The sequence below is a fragment of the Pseudomonas sp. S1_E05 genome (genome assembly GCF_056337105.1).
On sequence record NZ_JBFRHM010000001.1, the window covers coordinates 2,420,069 to 2,435,611 of the forward strand.

A 15,543-nucleotide genomic window follows, 5' to 3' on the forward strand; every position below is an offset into this window, starting at 1 on the left:
AGGAGGCATCATGAACAAGTGGCCACGCTTCGCACTCAACGCTCTGGGGCTGACAATCTCGCTCTCCGGCACTGCGTTCGCGCAACTCGCCGCCGTCGACCCCGGCCCTTACACCTTCGCCACAGGGAAATTCCCCATGTGGTATCAGGACAATACTGAACTGTCGCTGGAATTGTGCCAGTCACGAGCGACGAGCTCCCGGGCCCCAGGTGCACCCGGCGCACCGGCCTACATGTGCATCCTTAATCCGGAACCGGGGATTTTCGACGACACTCAGCCCATGGTGTTCCCGGACAACTGGCCACCGGAGGCTTTCTGGTTCCTCGCAGAAACCACCATCGCCGATGTCGGCGGTTACGGCGTGGACGCCTACGTGGCGGGGGTCGAAGCAGCCTTCACGGCGGAAAACCCGATCGATGGCGATCAGGCCAGCTTCGCGCGGATTCGCATTCGCGTGAACATTCCCATCGCCGGGACCTATGTGATCACTCACCCCTACGGTAAGGAAACGATCAATGTGCCGACGCCTGGACGGCGGGTCATCAATGTCACCCGCGACGTCGGCATCGGCGCACCGGGCAACTTCTCCGGTGCGCTCACGGGTGAAGTCGGGCCTTTCCTGCGCGGCGTTGGCGGGCCTTACCCCGAGCTCAACCCGGACACCGGCACCATGGACACGTTCATCGGCGATCCGAACATCTCCGAGGCGGTCACCGGCAGCCCCTTCGGCACCAATTTTCTGCGTATCCAAGGGCCGGCGGGCACCATCGAGACCTCGGCGTTTACCGTCTCCGGCAAAATTCTCGACAGCCGGACACAGACACCGGTGGAAATCGGTCGTGCCACCTATCGACGCAAGTCCACCGGCCCTGGCAGTAGCAGCACCCAGGTGGAAGTCTTTGGCAAATCGCCCAACAGTTCGAGCCTGTGCTTCCGCGAAAGCGTGACACTGATTCCCGGCACGCCTCCATCACCTTGCCTGGTCAACATGATCGGCGACGGACGCGGCCAGTACTTCGCCCAGCACCTCATCAGCAACGGCAACGTGCCGCCAGTGGTGGTGCTCACCGCCAACACCCCGGGCGACGCAACCACCCGGCCAACGGCGGTCTCGAGCAAAGTCACTGACGTCGTGAAAGTCCAGACCGCACGCTACAACTGGAGCAATCACAGCCTGGTCATTGAAGCCACGTCCACCGATGAAGTGAACGTGCCTGACATGGTTGCCCAAGGTTTCGGACGCTTGTCGAAACAAGGCCTATTGCAGAAACTCACCGTCGCCGACCTGACTCAACCACCGGCCACCGTGACGATCAAATCCTCGGCCGGCGGCAGCGACACCGAACCCGTCGTGGTGGTCGGCACCGCGCCGGACAGCGGCGAGAACCAGGCGCCGATCGCCAACGCGGACAGCGGCAGCACCAGCTTCGGCGTGCCGATCACCCTCAACCTGTTGACCAACGACAGCGACCCGGACGGCAACACGCCGCTGGCCATCACCGCGCTGACCCAACCGGAAACCGGGCAAGGTACCGTGACGCTGAGCGGCACCACTGCGGTGGTCTACACCCCACCGGCAGTGGTCAATTCGCCACTGACCACGACCTTCACCTACAAGGCGCAAGACGTCAAAGGCCTGGCTTCCACCACGGCCGCGACCGTGACCATCACCGTGGCACCGAACCAGGCGCCAACGGCCGTGGCTGACAGCATCGCGACCCTGGGTGTGTCCGTGCCGATCAACGTGTTGACCAACGACACCGATCCGGAAGGCAACCTGCCGCTCGGGGTGGCCAGTTTCACTCAACCGGCAGCAGGCCGAGGCACCGTCACCAGCAATGGCACGGTCCTGACCTATAACCCACCGGCGACCGTGACTACCGCCTTCACCACAACCTTCACCTACTTCGCGCGGGACAGCTTCGGCGCCGTGTCGACAGCCCCGGCGACGGTAACCGTGCAAGTCTCGCCACGGCCAGCAGCAGAAACCTTTGCCGTGACGGCGGCCACCGTGACCGCACGTTCCAACAACCGCTTCACCTGGGACCTCAGCGGGACCTCATCGGTGACCACCGGCAACACCATCACCATCCAGGTCACTACCCCGACCGGGCTGCAAACACTGGGCACCACCACGGTGCCGGTGACCGGGCGCTGGCGGCTGACGGTGAACAACACGACAACAGTGGTCCCGTCGGCCAACCCGACCGCCACCATCACCTCGTCCCAAGGCACCGTGCGCACCGTGCAAGTGATCTCCAACTGAGCCCGCGCCCCATCGGCCACCCGGCTGATGGGGCCCTTTCACTCAAAAGGACAAGACCATGAAAACGTCAACCGCCGCCCTGCTCTGCCTGCTTCTGCTTTGCAGCGGCGCAGGCGCGAGCGGCGCCGACGATTTGATGGAAAACGACGATCTGGGCCCCGGTGCCGATCTGGGCGAGTTACCGACGCCCATTGGCCAACAGGCACTGATCATCCAGAACGGCCAGGCCAACGTGGCGTTGGTGCAACAGAACGGCCAGTCGTTGCTCGGCACCATCGTCCAGTCGGGCAGCAATCAGGAAGCGTTCATCCTGCAGCAAGGCAGCGACCTGATGGCGATGATCACCCAGCAAGGTTATGGCAATGCCGCTTCGATCACCCAGACCGGCAGCCAGAACCGCGCGCAGATTTCCCAAAACGGCAATAACAACGACGCCAGCATCGACCAGGCCGGCACGGGGCTTTCCAGCGCCGTGAACCAGTCGGGAAATGGCATGAGCGTTTCGGTCAAACAATACCGCTAAAGCACTGCATCATCCTGGAGGTTTCATCATGTTCAAACTGACGCCCCTTACCGCCGCCATCCTGGTCATGGTCAGTGCCCAGGCCATGGCCGACGACAGCCAGTCCACCCAGAACCAGAACGGTACCGCCAACGTTGCCGACGTCAAGCAGACCAAGGCCTCGTTCAGCTCCGCGACCCAACAGCAACTGGGCCAAGGCAACGACGCCGCTGCCGTGCAGGACACGGCCACCGGCACCATCGAGCAGAACCAGGTCGGCGACTACAACGCCGGTTACGCCGAGCAGTTGTTCGAGGACAACAGCAAGATCACCCAGCAGCAGACCGGCGCCTTCAACACCGCCCATGCCAGCCAGTCGATCGGCGTCGGTGGCGGCGAAGTGCTGCAGCAGCAGGAAGGCACCGGCAACTTCTCGTTCGTCTATCAGGACAGTCAGGAAGGCACCAGTGGCCAGACCTACCAGTTCGGTGACGGCAATGACGCCAACATCGAGCAGATCCAGCTCGGCACCGCCAACAACGCGGTGATCATCCAGTACGGCAGCGGCAACTACGGTACCGCCGAACAGGTCTTCCACAATGGCGGCCAGATCAACATCAACCAGGCGGGCAGCACCAACTACGCCTACGGCGACCAGCGCAACGGCGAAGGCGGCACTCTGACCATCAACCAGTTCGGTGACGGCAACGGCACCGAAGTCTGGCAGGACACCCAGCTCGCCAGCCAGGCCACCGTCAACCAGTCGGGCGTGAGCAACGAAACCGTGGTCGACCAGAGCTTTGGGGAAAACAACGTCGCCCAGGTGTTCCAGGTCGGTGACCTCAACGCCATCTATGCCGACCAGTTCGAGTCCATTGGCTCCAGCCTGGCGCTGTACCAGACCGGCGTGGGCAATGTGCACTTCACCTATCAGAACGGCGACGGTCATTCGCTCACGGCGACCTCGGTGGGTAACGACAACAAGGTCTACGCCAGCAACTGGAAAGGCCCGCAAAAAGGCGGCCAGTTCGGCAGCAACCAGCGCGCCACCGTCAACCAGAACGGCAACGGCAACACCGCCAACTTCACCCAGGACGGCGTCAGCAATATCATGACCACCTTCCAGGGAGGATCTGGCAACAAGACCACAGTCGTCCAGGCTGACAGCTTCAACGAGCTGTACTTCGAGCAGAACGGCACCGACAACATCCTCGTCGCCGACCAGCGCGGCACTGCCAACCTGGCCATGGGCAACAGCAACGGCATGAACAACACCACCAACTTCACCCAATCGGGCACCGGCAACGAGGCCTACACCAGCCAGAGCGGCGACGACAACATGATCACCGTCAAACAGGCCGATACCATGAACGTGGCGTACGTCACCCAGGGCGGCACCGGCAACACTGCCAACGTCGACCAGAGTGGTACGACGCAGATGGCAACCGTTCAACAGATGGGGATGGATAACCGGGCGACCGTGTTGCAGCAGTGAGCGAGAGGCAAGGAAAACCGCGATCCTGGTGAGGATCGCGGTTTTTTTGCGTTTGGGGGCCCTGTAGGAGCGAGCTTGCTCGCGATCGTCGTTAACGATGACGCTGGCTGCCTGGATGCCCGCGGTGCCTGGGCTACCCTCGCGAGCATGCTCGCTCCTACAGGGGGTGTGGTTGGCGCGGACATTATCGGCGTCGATAGTTACCATCAGCTCAATGAAGTTCTCATAAAAATTCTGCGGCGTAACATCAGCTCCATACCAACCAATAACACCCCGGAGCACACCATCATGAAACGCCAAATCTTCCTCAGCATCGCATTCTCGGTTTTCGCAGTTAACGCGTTTGCCGCTACCGCCGCTCACCCGGTGGTTGCCGAAGGTGGTTCGGATCGCTTGATCGAACGCCGTGTAGCCGAAGGTGGTTCCGACCGTCTGATCGAACGCCGCGTAGCTGAAGGTGGTTCGGATCGCCTGATCGAACGTCGCGTAGCCGAAGGTGGCTCTGACCGTCTGATCGAACGCCGCGTAGCCGAAGGTGGCTCAGATCGTCTGATCGAACGCCGTGCCGTATGAAGCATGGCTCAACCGCAACGCCCAACAAAAAGCCCGGCCTGAACAGCCGGGCTTTTTTTGTACCTGTCGGGGGACCTGTAGGAGCGAGCTTGCTCGCGATGCAAGCCCAGGCACCGCGGGCATCCAGATACCCAGCGTTATCGTTAACGACCATCGCGACGGTTCGACGCCTCGACAAGCTCGCTCCTACAGGGGATCCAGGTTATCCAGCGCGCGATTCACTGCCAGGTCAGCCAGCATGATGATTTGCTGGATGCCCAACAACATGCTGCGCTGCGGCCCGTCCACGAACACCGAGAGATCGCCGGCCATGATGCTCGCCGAGGCCAGGGATTCGCAGGCGCTGGCCAACAGAGTTTCAGTGTCGATGTCAGGGGCAATGAGAAACAGGGTACTGGGGGTGTGGGGTGATGCGCACTTCAGCAGCGCAGGATCGAAACCCAGCTCGTCCACTGGCTCGTTTGGTGAGGATGATTCGGGGGGATTTGGCGTTACCTTGGGCATGGTGAAGCTCCTTGATCAATGGAGTCGCCACGTGTTGCTGCTAAACAAGTGGGTGGCAACTGTACGCGGGTTAGCAGACCAGGGATCAAGGAACCCGGCGCACCGAAGTGCCCCACGCACAGTCACCGTAACGAGGTGTGCTGGCGTGCCTTGAAATTGTCCAGGCTGCTAAACCCGTTCGCTGAATGGGCAGCGACAGGGGAACGGTAAAGCCAGGAGACAAGGCACACAAGCCAGCGGATTCTGGCGTAGTTGTAGGCAAAGGAGCAAGGTGAGGCCATTGCGGAAAGCTCCTACGGAAACAGGTTCTGTAGGAGCGAGCCTGTCGAGGCGTCGAACCGTCGCGATGGTCGTTAACGATGACGCGGGCAGCCTGGCACCCAACGGTGTCTGGGCCTCCATCGCGAGCATGCTCGCTCCTACGGGGGGTGTGGTTGGTGCGGGCATTATTGGCGTCGATAGTTACCATCATTTGAATGAAGTTCTCATAAAAATTGTGCGGCGTAACATCAGCTCCATACCAACCAATAACACCCCTTGGAGCACACGATCATGAAACGCCAAATCTTCCTCAGCATCGCATTCTCGGTTTTCGCAGTTAACACTTTTGCCGCTACCTCTGCTCAGCCAGTTGTTGCTGAAGGTGGCTCTGACCGTCTGATCGAACGCCGTGTAGCCGAGGGTGGCTCTGATCGTCTGATCGAACGCCGCGTAGCTGAAGGTGGTTCGGATCGTCTGATCGAACGCCGTGTGGCTGAAGGTGGTTCGGATCGTCTGATCGAGCGTCGTGTGGCTGAAGGTGGTTCGGATCGTCTGATCGAGCGTCGTGTGGCTGAGGGTGGTTCGGATCGTCTGATCGAACGCCGTGCCGTATGAAGCATGGCCCCCGCGCAACACCCAACAAGAAGCCCGGCCTAATCAGCCGGGCTTTTTTGTACGTGCCGGGGGTCCTGTAGGAGCGAGCTTGTCGAGGCGTCGAACCGTCGCGATTGTCGTTAACGATGACGGTGGCTGCCTGGATGCCCGCGGTGCCTGGGCTACCATCGCGAGCAAGCTCGCTCCTACAGGGACTCAAAGTGACCCGCGGTAAGAGCGGAACCATAAGCGGCCGTTACCGCAGAAATGGATATGTACTAGGTCGAAAGCCGCCATCGCGGGCAAGCCCGCTCCCACAGGGGATTGGGCTCATTCCTCTTCCTCGGGCACGACTTTGTTCTGCGTCAGGTACCGATCCAGCGTTTCATTCTGCACCGAGTTGTCCCCCGCCACCTGCCACAAATGCCGCTCGATCCCCTGGGCCAGCAAATGCCCCACCGCCGCTTCAATCGCCGACAGCACACACAATTGCGCCGGTTCGTTGGTGGTATAGCCGACTTCGGCTTCGAGCAGTTTCTTGAACTCGATGAACTTGAACACTCCGGCACTGCGGCCGACCGAGTAGATGGTCTTGCTGGTCATGACGTTCGCCAGCACCTGGCCGCTGCGCACGTCCACGGCGCGCAGGTTGACGGTGACCTGGTCCACGCGATATTCGCGGGAGATGTCGATGCCCAGGTAACGCGCCCCTTCACCGCCGCTCTTGACGTTGGTGTCGTAGGCGATGATCCCGCCTTCGAGCATCATGTTCGCCGCTTGCAACGGTGGCAGTTCCGCCTGGATGTTCACCGGGGTGTTGGGCTTTTCTGCGAGGCGCGAATGATCTTGCGCTCGGTCAACAGGTTCTGCAGCCCTTCGCGCTCGAGCACCACGAACCAGCCGCTGGCCTGCAACGCGTCCATCAGCATGCTCGCCGCGCCCTGGGTCACGCTGGTGGAAAACGAGCTGGCCGGGGTCGGTTTGTATTGTCCGGTCTGGTCGCGGAAACCATACACCACCGCCATCAGCCTGCCCTTGGGGCGCGGCATGTTGATCAGGTCGTAGTAAGTGGACGCCCTTGGGGTGAGCGTCGGGGTTTCGGTGTCCTGTTCGGCGCCAGTCGGCTCACGCAGACTGCACCCTTGTAATGCTGCCAACATCAGCCCTAGCACTATTATTTTTTTCATGTCCATCACTCCCCATCAAGCACATCCCCATCAAGGGGCCAGGCCACTCACCTTGATTTCCGAGACTTCACCCGTGGCCCTGTCCGTCACCTCGATGGTCAGTTGCCCGGAGTCGTCGATGACGTTGACGATGAAAGCGTCGGTGGTCAGGCTTCCGGTGTTGCCCGCCGAGATGTTGTCCAGCAGTTGCCCGAGCAGACGTGATTGCAACTGGCTGGAGAAACGCTCCAATGCCGATGTGCCGGCTGCCGAAGTGCGTTTTTTCAAGTCGGGATCGTCGTAGTCGTTCTGCGCCTGGGCATTGTTGAGCAACCACGTGCCGTTCAATGGGTTGCCGCCAAACGACGGGTTGATGGGCGTGTAGACCAGTTCCGTGGCGTGCGCCAGGCTGCAACCTGCAAGCCCGAGCAGGCAAAGGCCCGCCCGTGAAAGCGCTGAACGTTGCGAGAAGTTTGTTGTTTTCATAATTCGTCCCTCTCAAGGTCCGTTGTGTCCTGCAACATGGCTTCCAGCTTGCGCTGGACGATCTGCCCGCGTACCCAGTCGGCGGCGTCGTACGCCTCTTCCTTGAGTTCCACGGTGTTCGGCGGCAGGAACCGCCGGTAAACCAGGCGCTGCTGAAATTCCACGGTGACCAGGGCGCCCCATCGCGCCGAAGGTCGTTCGCGCACCACCAGGTTGAAATCCATCGGGCTGGTGGCACGCAGGCGTTCACTGAACGAGTAGTAAAAGTCGTGGCCGATGTGCGAGATCGTGTCATCGACGATGAAGCCCATCATTTCGTCTTCTTCGCCGGCCGGGGCGGCGGCACTCGCCAGCATCATGATCAGCGCCAGGCAAAACCGGTTCATGGCTGCAACCCCTGTGGCGATTTGGCCTGGCCCTTGCCGGCGCCTGCTGCGCCGTCGAGGAAGGCTTTCTCGGCGACGAACTGCCAGTCCTTGTAGCTCGCCATACCCGCGAAGTCCGACCACTGGGTGGGGAAATTGTCCTGCTTCAACGGCTTGTCCGTGGAGGCGCTGGTCAGGCCGGTGATGCGCCCGTCAAAACCGCGCATCAGGACCCATTCGCCACCGGTGACCGGGTCCGGGTAGAGCTGCCGCAAATGATGCTTGGGGTTGGGAAAACGCTCGTCCTGCAACAGGTCCTCAAGGGCTTTTGGGTACTGCGCCAGCCCAGGCGAGGATCGGTAGTAACTGCGCAAGGCCTGGGCGTACTGGGTGCCGACCCACAGCAACTGGCGCTCGCGGTCGCGACGCGACGCGGTGGACCACAACTCGGCGGCACTGGCCAGGCCCATGCCCATTACCATGACCAGAAACAACACGCCCAGGTACGTGAAGCCGCTTTCGCCGGCAGGCTTACCACTCGGAATAAAGGCTGCCATCACGCGCCCTCCCTGTGGCACCGCTTTTGATATCGGCGACCCCGCCCTGCACGCCATCCGGCGGCGCGACCAGCACCCAAACGTCCTTGCGCTCGGCAATCGGGTCCATCGGCGGGTTGCGCAGATAACGCTGCTCCACCAGTTGATCAAGCGAGTCGGGATAGCGCCCCGTGTCGCCGTAGTAGTGATCCAACGCTTCGCGCATCGCCGCCAGGCTCTGGCGCAAGGTGGTTTCCTTGGAGGTTTCCAGGCTGTTGAAATAACGGGGCATGGCGATGGTCATCAGGGTGGCGATGATTGCCATGACCACCATCAGTTCCAGCAAGGTAAAACCCTTCTGCCGACGCATGATTCACCACTCCCGATACGCAATGCCGTTGAGACCCTTGCCGCGGGCCTTCGAATACACATCAAAGATGTCTTCGCCTTCGCGGGGGTTCTGCGCCGAGCTGTCATAGCTGCGCACACCCCAGCCACCTTCATCGTCGCGTTTGACCGTGGCCAGCGGATCGCGGGGAATACGGCGCAGGAAGTAGAACTTGGCGCCCTTGGCGCTGCGCACATCGCGCACGCCGTCCACCAGTACCTTGAGGTTTGGCGGATAACCGCTGCTGTTCAGCGACTTCTCGATATAGCCGGCGTCAAAGGCACGCTTGTAGGCGTCGATGGCATCGCGGATCTGATACAGCGCGGACCGTAACTCCTGTTCCTTGCCACGGCGTACCACGGTCTCGGTCAGCGGCGCAGCCATGCTCGCGAGCATGCCGATCAGCGCCAGCGTCACCACCACTTCGACCAGGGTAAAACCGCGTTGCGAGGCGTTCATGATCAAGGCTTCTCGATAAAGACTTGGGTCGAGGTCGCTGCCACGGGGCGGTCGAGTCGATCCGCGGGGCCTGTGGTCACGGTCGTCTGCATGCCGCGATCCGGCGCCTGGATGTGCATGCTGGTTTCAGTGCCAGTGGTGAACTCCATGTCCGATGGGCTCTGATACGGCAGGTTGCGCACCACGCGTGGAGTGATCGACAGCACCAGCTCGGATTTGCTGACGTTATCCTTGTTGCTGCCGAACAACCGGCCCAGCCCCGGGATGTCGCCCAGGCCCGGGATTTTGTTGCCGGTGGCGCCGTGGTCGTTGCGCATCAGGCCGGCCAGAATCTGGGTTTCGCCGTCGTGAAGACGCAGGGTGGTCTGCGCGTTGCGGGTGTCGACCTGGACCGGAATCGTGCCCTGGCGGGTCGGTTCCAGAGGCGTGGCGTTACTGACTTCGAGGGCGATCTTGATCGCCACTTCGTTGTTCAGGTGCACAGTGGGCTGCACTTCCAGTTTCAGACCGACGTCCAGGTAAGTCACGCTTTCAGTGATTACCGGTCCCTGGGTGGACGGCACTGAGGTGGCGCTGATGATCGGCACACGCTGGCCGATGTGGATGCGAGCCTGTTCGCGGTTGCTCACGCGGATGGTCGGGCTGGCCAGGGTGTTGATGTCGTTGTCCTGGGCGTTGATCTTGGCCTGGGGTGACGGGTTGATGGTGATCCGGCTGGAGTCGATGCCCTTGAGCTGATCGAGCAAAGTCACCGGCGAGCCGTCGCTGTTGATTACGCCAAAGGTGTTGGGCCATTGCAGGCCGAGGTCGAGAATCCGTTGGGTGGCGACTTCCATCACCTCCACTTCAAGCACCACTTCAGGGTTGGACTGATCCTGGGACTGCAGGAGTTTTTCGGCCATGCGGATCGCGTCCTCGGTGTCGCGCATGGTCAAGGTGTTGAGGCGTTCGTCGACGAACACATCGCGGGTCTTGAGCATGGTCTTGACCATGTTCAGCGCGGTGTTGGCGTCAATGCTGGTCAGGTAGAAGGTGCGCATCACCAGTTCCTGGTAATCCTTGAGCTTCTGCGGTGAGTCCGGGTAGATCAGCAGGGTATTTTCGTTCACCACTTTCTGGTGCAACTGGTTCTGTTGCAGCAGCAGTTCCACGGCGTCCTCGATGCGCACGTCACGCACGAAGATCGTGGCTTTCATGTCCGGACGCAGGTCCTTGTCGAAGATGAAATTGAGGCCGGCGACCTGGGACAGCACTTCAAAAATGGTTTTCAGATTGGCATCGCGAAACTCCAGGGTCACCGGCCGATCCAGGCGAGTGCGCAACTGGGGGTACTGGATGACGTTGCGGCTCTGCACCAGGCGGATGTTGCCTTGCAGTTCCAGGGCAGCGGCGTTTTGCGGGTCAAGCTCAAGGATCTGTTTGACCTGGCGGTCGGCGCCGTAAATGTCGCCGCGACGCAGATCGCCACGGGCCAGTTCAAGTTTTTCGTCCATGCTGCGCAGGTATTCGAGCTGGCGCAGGGAGTCCTGGGCGCGGCGATTGTTCGGCTCAATGGTCAACACCCGGCTGTAGCTGGTGCGGGCCGAGGCGAAGTCACGGCGGGCGCGATCGGTGTCGGCGTCGGTCAGCAACGCGTTGATGGCCTTGACCCGCTGGGTGTTGAGCGCCATGTGCAGTTCGGTGTCACGTGGGTTTTCCCGCAGCCCTTCCTGGATCCGCGCCAGTCCGGCTTCGTACTGCCCTTGGTCGATCAAGTCGGCAGCTTCCTTGTTGGCCACTTGCGCGGAACTGCACGCGGCCAGCGCAACGTAAAGGCCAAGGCTCATCAGCGAACGGATTGTGTTCATGGCGCGCTCCCCACAGACAAGGTCTGGGACAAATGCATCGGCAGGTAGACCAGGTTCAGCTCGGCATCGGTAATGCCTTCGAGCCGCCAGGTGTCGTCGATCACATCCCCTTTGCGTACGACGCATATTTTTCGCCGCTCTGCAAAAACACCTGCAGATCGGAACGGTCATCCAGCCGGCCAACGAACTGGAACGGCATCGGCGGTACAGTGGGGGCCTGCACCACCGGGGTCATGTTGACGGGCTGCTCGACCACACTGGCCAGGGTGGGTGCGGCCTTCCAGGTGCGGGCGGTGAACAGGTCACCCGCCGGGCTCAAGTCCTTGATCACCGCCGCTTTGTGCTTGCCTGTGGCGTCCGGCGAGGCAACACGGGGATTGCCGCTGGCAGTCGTAGCGGTCACCGCGAGCGTTTCATCGCCCTCCTCGGCCGGCATCCAGTATCCGGGCAACCAGGCCAGCGCCGCTGCGACGCCCAGGAAACCTGCCCAACCTGCTGCGCGCTTGGTATTCATCATGACCTCGACAGATAAAGGGTCAGGCGGATCCGTCCGGTCAGGTCGGTGTCAGCGATTTTCTTGCGCTGGAACTCCACGTCCTCCACCACCACTGCCGGCAACTGGCCCAGCAAGGCGTGCAGGAAGCGCCGAAGTTGCGGGTAGCTGCCCCGCACCGGCAGCAGGATCTGGTAGCGCGCCAGATGGGTCTTGGGGTCGACGCCCAGGGAATATTCACCACGGGCCAGGGTGATGCGTTCCTGCGCTGCCAGCGCGTAGATCCTGTCGATGGCGACAGTGGCCTGGGGCTGCGCCGGCAGCTTGCTGCGAAAGTCATCGAGTTGCCGTTGCGGCACCACTGGGGCCGCAATACTCCCCCTCCTCGACCCTGGCCAGATACTCGCGCGCTTCCTGGGTTTGCACGCTGAGCTGTTGCAACGACTGCCAGTGCGGCAGCAGGCCCAGCAGGCCGTACCCCAGCGCCAATAGCAGCAACACCGCCCCGGCCAGGCCCGGAACGCCCAGACCGTGCAGGTATTCGTGGACGATCAGTCTAGGGATTCGCATCGCCAATCTCCCAGGTAGCCGACAGGTTGAATTGCACCGGATGTTCCGGCACGTTGGCCACGATTTCGTGGCTGAGCAGTGACACATCGGACAGCTCGTCACTGGCTTCAAGGTTGCGGTGGAAATCCAGCATCGCCTCCAGGTCTTTCGCCTCGGCGCTGATCCGCACCTGGCCCTTGCGCGCGTCGGGGGTCAGGGTCAGCAAGGCGATGTCGGTGCGCGGCATGGTCTCCAGCATGGCGAACAGGCTTTCCCAGGGCCGGCGCAACTGCTGCGAAACCTTGCGCATCTCGGCCAGGTTCTGCGCCTGTTCTCGGGTCTCGGCCGGGGTCAGGCTGACCCTGGTTCCGTTATCGCCGGTCAGCACGCGCTGGGTGGTTTGCAGATGGCCTTGCTGTTGCTCGACCTGTTCACCCAGGTGCTGCGAGATCACCAGGCAGCTCAGCGCCAGCACGCCGCCCAGCACCAGCAGGGTCCAGCCCAACGGACCCGAGCGCCGGCGTGGTTGAAAATCCAGATTAAGAGTGCGCATCTCAGGCCACCGCCCGGGACATGACGTACAGGCAATCGCGTACGGGTGTCCGGCCTTCTTCGAGGGTGCGCAACTGCACGTCGGGCAAGTCCGGTTGTACGTCGACGCGGGCCGGGGCATGCAGATAGACGCTCAGCGGTCGCTCACTCGTGCACGCCTGCAACTGGCATTCACGGGCGATCAGTGCGGTCAACGCGGCGTCGCTGTCGCTGCTGCCCACCGAGCGCACCGAGCTCCAGCGCTGCTCGCGATGCAGCAGCAACACACTGCGCACCGGTTCAGCGACCACGAACAGGAAGTCGCCACCCGCCAGGCTTTTGTCGAAATGATTGAACGCCGCCATCAGATAGGGCTGCACCGAACGCAGGCGCAGGCCTCGGGCACGGACCAGGGTGCGCAGCCGAGTCAGCAGGTCTTCGGGCAAGGCGCTGGCGATGCGGTCATGGCCGGCCGGTTCCGCCGAGATCACCAGGTTCCAGGCTTGGCTGGGCGCGCCGTAGAGGTCTTCGAAACACAGTTGCGCAAAGCCGAGCAATTCGCTTGGGCTGCTGATCTGCTCGCTCCAGGGCACCAGGCAGAACCGGCTGAAGTGCCCGGAAACCACGACGCTCAACTCGGCACCGGCGCGGGTGTGGTCCGCCAGCAGGTGGTCGAGGGTGTCCAGCGCCACGGCCCATGCCTTGAAGCCTTCGTCGATGAACCCGACGCTGCCCAGCCACAGGGTTTCGCTGCCTCGGCGCTGGCCGAGGCCGACACCACTGGCGCCGATGACGGCGACATAACGCTCACGAGATAAAAGTGACACGATTGATCTCCTCGAGAGTGGTCCGGCCTTGTTGCACCAGTTCCAGGGCTGACTCACGCAACAGGCGCAAGCCACGTTTGCAGGCGTGGGCCTTGATTTTCGCAATCGGCTGGCGCTCGACGATCATCTGCCGCAACTCGTCGTCCAGGTGCAGCAACTCGGCGATAGCGCTGCGTCCGCGATAGCCGGTGCCACGGCAATGCCCGCAACCCTTGCCCTGCACGAAGTGGTAGCGAGCCGCCTGCTGCTCATCGAGGCCGGAGGCTTCCAGCTCTTCAACGCCGGGGATGTAGGGGCTGCTGCAACTGCTGCAAACCAGTCGAATCAAACGTTGCGCCAGCACCGCATTGAGCGCGGACACCAGGCTGTAGGGGTCGATTTCCATCTGGGTGAAACGACCGATCACGTCGAACACGTTGTTGGCGTGGATGGTGGTAAATACCAGGTGCCCGGTGAGCGCCGATTGCACGGCGATCTGCGCGGTGTCCGGGTCACGGATTTCACCGACCATGATCTTGTCCGGGTCATGGCGCAGGATCGAGCGCAGGCCCCGGGCGAAGGTCAGGCCCTTTTTTTCGTTGACCGGGATTTGCAGCACGCCCGGCAACTGGTACTCCACCGGGTCTTCGATGGTGATGATCTTGTCCACGCCGTGGTTGATCTCGGTGATCATCGCGTACAGCGTGGTGGTCTTGCCGCTCCCGGTCGGTCCGGTCACCAGCACCATGCCGTAGGGCTCGGCCGCCAGGCGGCGCAGTTGGCGCAGGGTTTCCTCTTCGAAGCCCAGGGCCTGCAACTGCACGCCGCAGACCTTGTCGGCCAGGTCCTGTTTATCCAGCACCCGCAGGACCGCGTCCTCGCCGAAGATGCTTGGCATGATCGACACCCGAAAGTCGATCTGGCGGCCATTGATGCCGATCTTGAAACGACCGTCCTGGGGCACGCGCTTCTCGCCGATGTCCAGTTCAGCCATGACCTTGACCCGCGAAATCACCTGTTCGGCAAACTCGTTGCCCTGGATCTTGCTGATATTGTTGAGCACACCGTCGATGCGGTACTTGATCACCAGGCCGCTGCCGGTGGTGCCCAGGTGAATGTCACTGGCGTGCATTTTCAGCGCGTCGTACAGGGTCGAGTTGACCAGTTTCACCACAACGCTCGCGTCCTCGCTGATGCTGGTCAGCGACAAGCTTTGCAGGGTGTCGGTTTCCGTGTTGGCATCGGCCTGGGCGTTGAGCGACTCCACGGCGTGGAAGCTCTCTTCGTGGCGCGCCAGGTAGGCTTTCAGGTCGTCGGCATGCACCAGGTACAACGGCGCGCCGTGCAGGCAGTCGTCGATCCAGGCCAGGCGTGCGGTGTCGAAGGGGTCGGCAAACACGCCGATGACCGCTTCATCGTGGCGCAGCAGGATGAATTCGCGCTTGAGGCATTGGGCCAGGGTGACCCGGTCGAACACCGGGGTGGCCGAAAACAGAGTGTCGGTGTCGAGCACCGGGTAATGCAGCGTCGCGCCCAGGCGCTGGATGAAGGGCATGGGTGCCAGTTCGCACAACACCCCGAGGGCTTCGAGCATCCGCTCGCCGGAACTGGCGGACAGCGTCCGGGCCTGGGCCAGTTGCTCACTGGAAAAACGCGATGGCGGGCATTCCAACTGCGCCGGTTCGACGGCAAGGGATAGACGGTCCATGGCTTGCTCTCCAA

The 15,543-nt window shown here is 61.9% G+C and carries 15 protein-coding genes and 3 pseudogenes; 5 read left to right on the forward strand and 13 right to left on the reverse strand.

What is annotated here, in order from left to right:
* Nucleotides 1–10 precede the first annotated feature (10 nt).
* The 4 genes from AB4N33_RS11160 (at nt 11) to AB4N33_RS11175 (ending at nt 4,836) form a co-directional block, all read left to right on the forward strand.
* A complete protein-coding gene (locus tag AB4N33_RS11160; protein ID WP_476457298.1) occupies nt 11–2,266 on the forward strand; it encodes an Ig-like domain-containing protein in 2,256 nt (751 codons plus the stop codon).
* Between the two features lie 58 nt (nt 2,267–2,324).
* A complete protein-coding gene (locus AB4N33_RS11165; RefSeq protein ID WP_476457299.1) occupies nt 2,325–2,789 on the forward strand; it encodes a curlin in 465 nt (154 codons plus the stop codon).
* A 28-nt stretch (nt 2,790–2,817) separates the two neighbouring features.
* Complete coding sequence (locus AB4N33_RS11170; protein WP_476457300.1) at nt 2,818–4,263, forward strand: curlin; 1,446 nt, start codon at nt 2,818–2,820, stop codon at nt 4,261–4,263.
* A gap of 288 nt (nt 4,264–4,551) precedes the next feature.
* Nucleotides 4,552–4,836 carry a hypothetical protein gene (locus AB4N33_RS11175; protein WP_476457301.1) on the forward strand — a complete coding sequence of 95 codons (285 nt, stop codon included), beginning with the start codon at nt 4,552–4,554 and terminating at the stop codon, nt 4,834–4,836.
* Nucleotides 4,837–5,022: 186 nt separating this feature from the next.
* On the opposite strand, the gene AB4N33_RS11180 is transcribed toward AB4N33_RS11175, so the two are convergent.
* Nucleotides 5,023–5,340 (reverse strand): DUF6124 family protein, encoded by a 318-nt coding sequence (locus AB4N33_RS11180; RefSeq protein ID WP_368554010.1) that lies wholly within the window; start codon nt 5,338–5,340, stop codon nt 5,023–5,025.
* Between the two features lie 552 nt (nt 5,341–5,892).
* Here AB4N33_RS11180 and AB4N33_RS11185 point away from each other — a divergent pair.
* Nucleotides 5,893–6,216, forward strand: coding sequence for a hypothetical protein (locus AB4N33_RS11185; RefSeq protein ID WP_476457302.1), 324 nt, complete (start codon nt 5,893–5,895; stop codon nt 6,214–6,216).
* A gap of 309 nt (nt 6,217–6,525) precedes the next feature.
* Here the strand turns inward: AB4N33_RS11185 and AB4N33_RS11190 are convergent.
* The 12 genes and pseudogenes from AB4N33_RS11190 to AB4N33_RS11245 form a co-directional block, all read right to left on the reverse strand.
* Nucleotides 6,526–7,382 (reverse strand): annotated as a pseudogene (locus AB4N33_RS11190) (CsgG/HfaB family protein).
* 30 nt (nt 7,383–7,412) lie between these two features.
* The gene (locus tag AB4N33_RS11195) at nt 7,413–7,847 is read right to left on the reverse strand and encodes a curli assembly protein CsgF (RefSeq protein WP_460139598.1); all 435 of its coding nucleotides are present in this window, start codon (nt 7,845–7,847) and stop codon (nt 7,413–7,415) included.
* A complete protein-coding gene (gene csgE / locus AB4N33_RS11200) occupies nt 7,844–8,233 on the reverse strand; it encodes a curli production assembly/transport protein CsgE (protein WP_460126517.1) in 390 nt (129 codons plus the stop codon). Before csgE ends, AB4N33_RS11195 begins: the two co-directional genes overlap by 4 nt.
* Nucleotides 8,230–8,769, reverse strand: coding sequence for a type II secretion system protein (locus AB4N33_RS11205; protein WP_460126519.1), 540 nt, complete (start codon nt 8,767–8,769; stop codon nt 8,230–8,232). Before AB4N33_RS11205 ends, csgE begins: the two co-directional genes overlap by 4 nt.
* Nucleotides 8,744–9,118, reverse strand: coding sequence for a type II secretion system protein (locus AB4N33_RS11210; protein ID WP_460126521.1), 375 nt, complete (start codon nt 9,116–9,118; stop codon nt 8,744–8,746). The genes AB4N33_RS11205 and AB4N33_RS11210 overlap by 26 nt, the downstream gene beginning before the upstream one ends.
* A gap of 3 nt (nt 9,119–9,121) precedes the next feature.
* Entirely contained in the window at nt 9,122–9,595 is a 474-nt protein-coding gene (locus AB4N33_RS11215) for a type II secretion system protein (protein ID WP_460126522.1), read from the reverse strand.
* A 2-nt stretch (nt 9,596–9,597) separates the two neighbouring features.
* Complete coding sequence (locus tag AB4N33_RS11220) at nt 9,598–11,442, reverse strand: secretin N-terminal domain-containing protein (RefSeq protein WP_476457303.1); 1,845 nt, start codon at nt 11,440–11,442, stop codon at nt 9,598–9,600.
* Nucleotides 11,439–11,956: pseudogene (locus tag AB4N33_RS11225) on the reverse strand (hypothetical protein). The gene AB4N33_RS11220 and the pseudogene AB4N33_RS11225 overlap by 4 nt, the downstream one beginning before the upstream one ends.
* Nucleotides 11,956–12,505 (reverse strand): annotated as a pseudogene (locus tag AB4N33_RS11230) (GspMb/PilO family protein). Before AB4N33_RS11230 ends, AB4N33_RS11225 begins: the two co-directional pseudogenes overlap by 1 nt.
* Nucleotides 12,492–13,037 (reverse strand): PilN domain-containing protein, encoded by a 546-nt coding sequence (locus tag AB4N33_RS11235; RefSeq protein WP_460139603.1) that lies wholly within the window; start codon nt 13,035–13,037, stop codon nt 12,492–12,494. The pseudogene AB4N33_RS11230 and the gene AB4N33_RS11235 overlap by 14 nt, the downstream one beginning before the upstream one ends.
* Nucleotide 13,038: 1 nt before the next feature.
* A complete protein-coding gene (locus tag AB4N33_RS11240) occupies nt 13,039–13,842 on the reverse strand; it encodes a hypothetical protein (protein WP_476457304.1) in 804 nt (267 codons plus the stop codon).
* A complete protein-coding gene (locus tag AB4N33_RS11245) occupies nt 13,823–15,529 on the reverse strand; it encodes a GspE/PulE family protein (protein ID WP_460126534.1) in 1,707 nt (568 codons plus the stop codon). Before AB4N33_RS11245 ends, AB4N33_RS11240 begins: the two co-directional genes overlap by 20 nt.
* Nucleotides 15,530–15,543 lie beyond the last annotated feature (14 nt).

Coding starts and splice junctions, on each gene's coding strand:
- AB4N33_RS11160 (WP_476457298.1), top strand. CDS start 11: ATGAACAAGTGGCCACGCTTCGCACTCAACGCTCTGGGGCTGACAATC.
- AB4N33_RS11165 (WP_476457299.1), top strand. CDS start 2,325: ATGAAAACGTCAACCGCCGCCCTGCTCTGCCTGCTTCTGCTTTGCAGC.
- AB4N33_RS11170 (WP_476457300.1), top strand. CDS start 2,818: ATGTTCAAACTGACGCCCCTTACCGCCGCCATCCTGGTCATGGTCAGT.
- AB4N33_RS11175 (WP_476457301.1), top strand. CDS start 4,552: ATGAAACGCCAAATCTTCCTCAGCATCGCATTCTCGGTTTTCGCAGTT.
- AB4N33_RS11180 (WP_368554010.1), bottom strand. CDS start 5,340: ATGCCCAAGGTAACGCCAAATCCCCCCGAATCATCCTCACCAAACGAG.
- AB4N33_RS11185 (WP_476457302.1), top strand. CDS start 5,893: ATGAAACGCCAAATCTTCCTCAGCATCGCATTCTCGGTTTTCGCAGTT.
- AB4N33_RS11195 (WP_460139598.1), bottom strand. CDS start 7,847: ATGAAAACAACAAACTTCTCGCAACGTTCAGCGCTTTCACGGGCGGGC.
- csgE (WP_460126517.1), bottom strand. CDS start 8,233: ATGAACCGGTTTTGCCTGGCGCTGATCATGATGCTGGCGAGTGCCGCC.
- AB4N33_RS11205 (WP_460126519.1), bottom strand. CDS start 8,769: ATGGCAGCCTTTATTCCGAGTGGTAAGCCTGCCGGCGAAAGCGGCTTC.
- AB4N33_RS11210 (WP_460126521.1), bottom strand. CDS start 9,118: ATGCGTCGGCAGAAGGGTTTTACCTTGCTGGAACTGATGGTGGTCATG.
- AB4N33_RS11215 (WP_460126522.1), bottom strand. CDS start 9,595: ATGAACGCCTCGCAACGCGGTTTTACCCTGGTCGAAGTGGTGGTGACG.
- AB4N33_RS11220 (WP_476457303.1), bottom strand. CDS start 11,442: ATGAACACAATCCGTTCGCTGATGAGCCTTGGCCTTTACGTTGCGCTG.
- AB4N33_RS11235 (WP_460139603.1), bottom strand. CDS start 13,037: ATGCGCACTCTTAATCTGGATTTTCAACCACGCCGGCGCTCGGGTCCG.
- AB4N33_RS11245 (WP_460126534.1), bottom strand. CDS start 15,529: ATGGACCGTCTATCCCTTGCCGTCGAACCGGCGCAGTTGGAATGCCCG.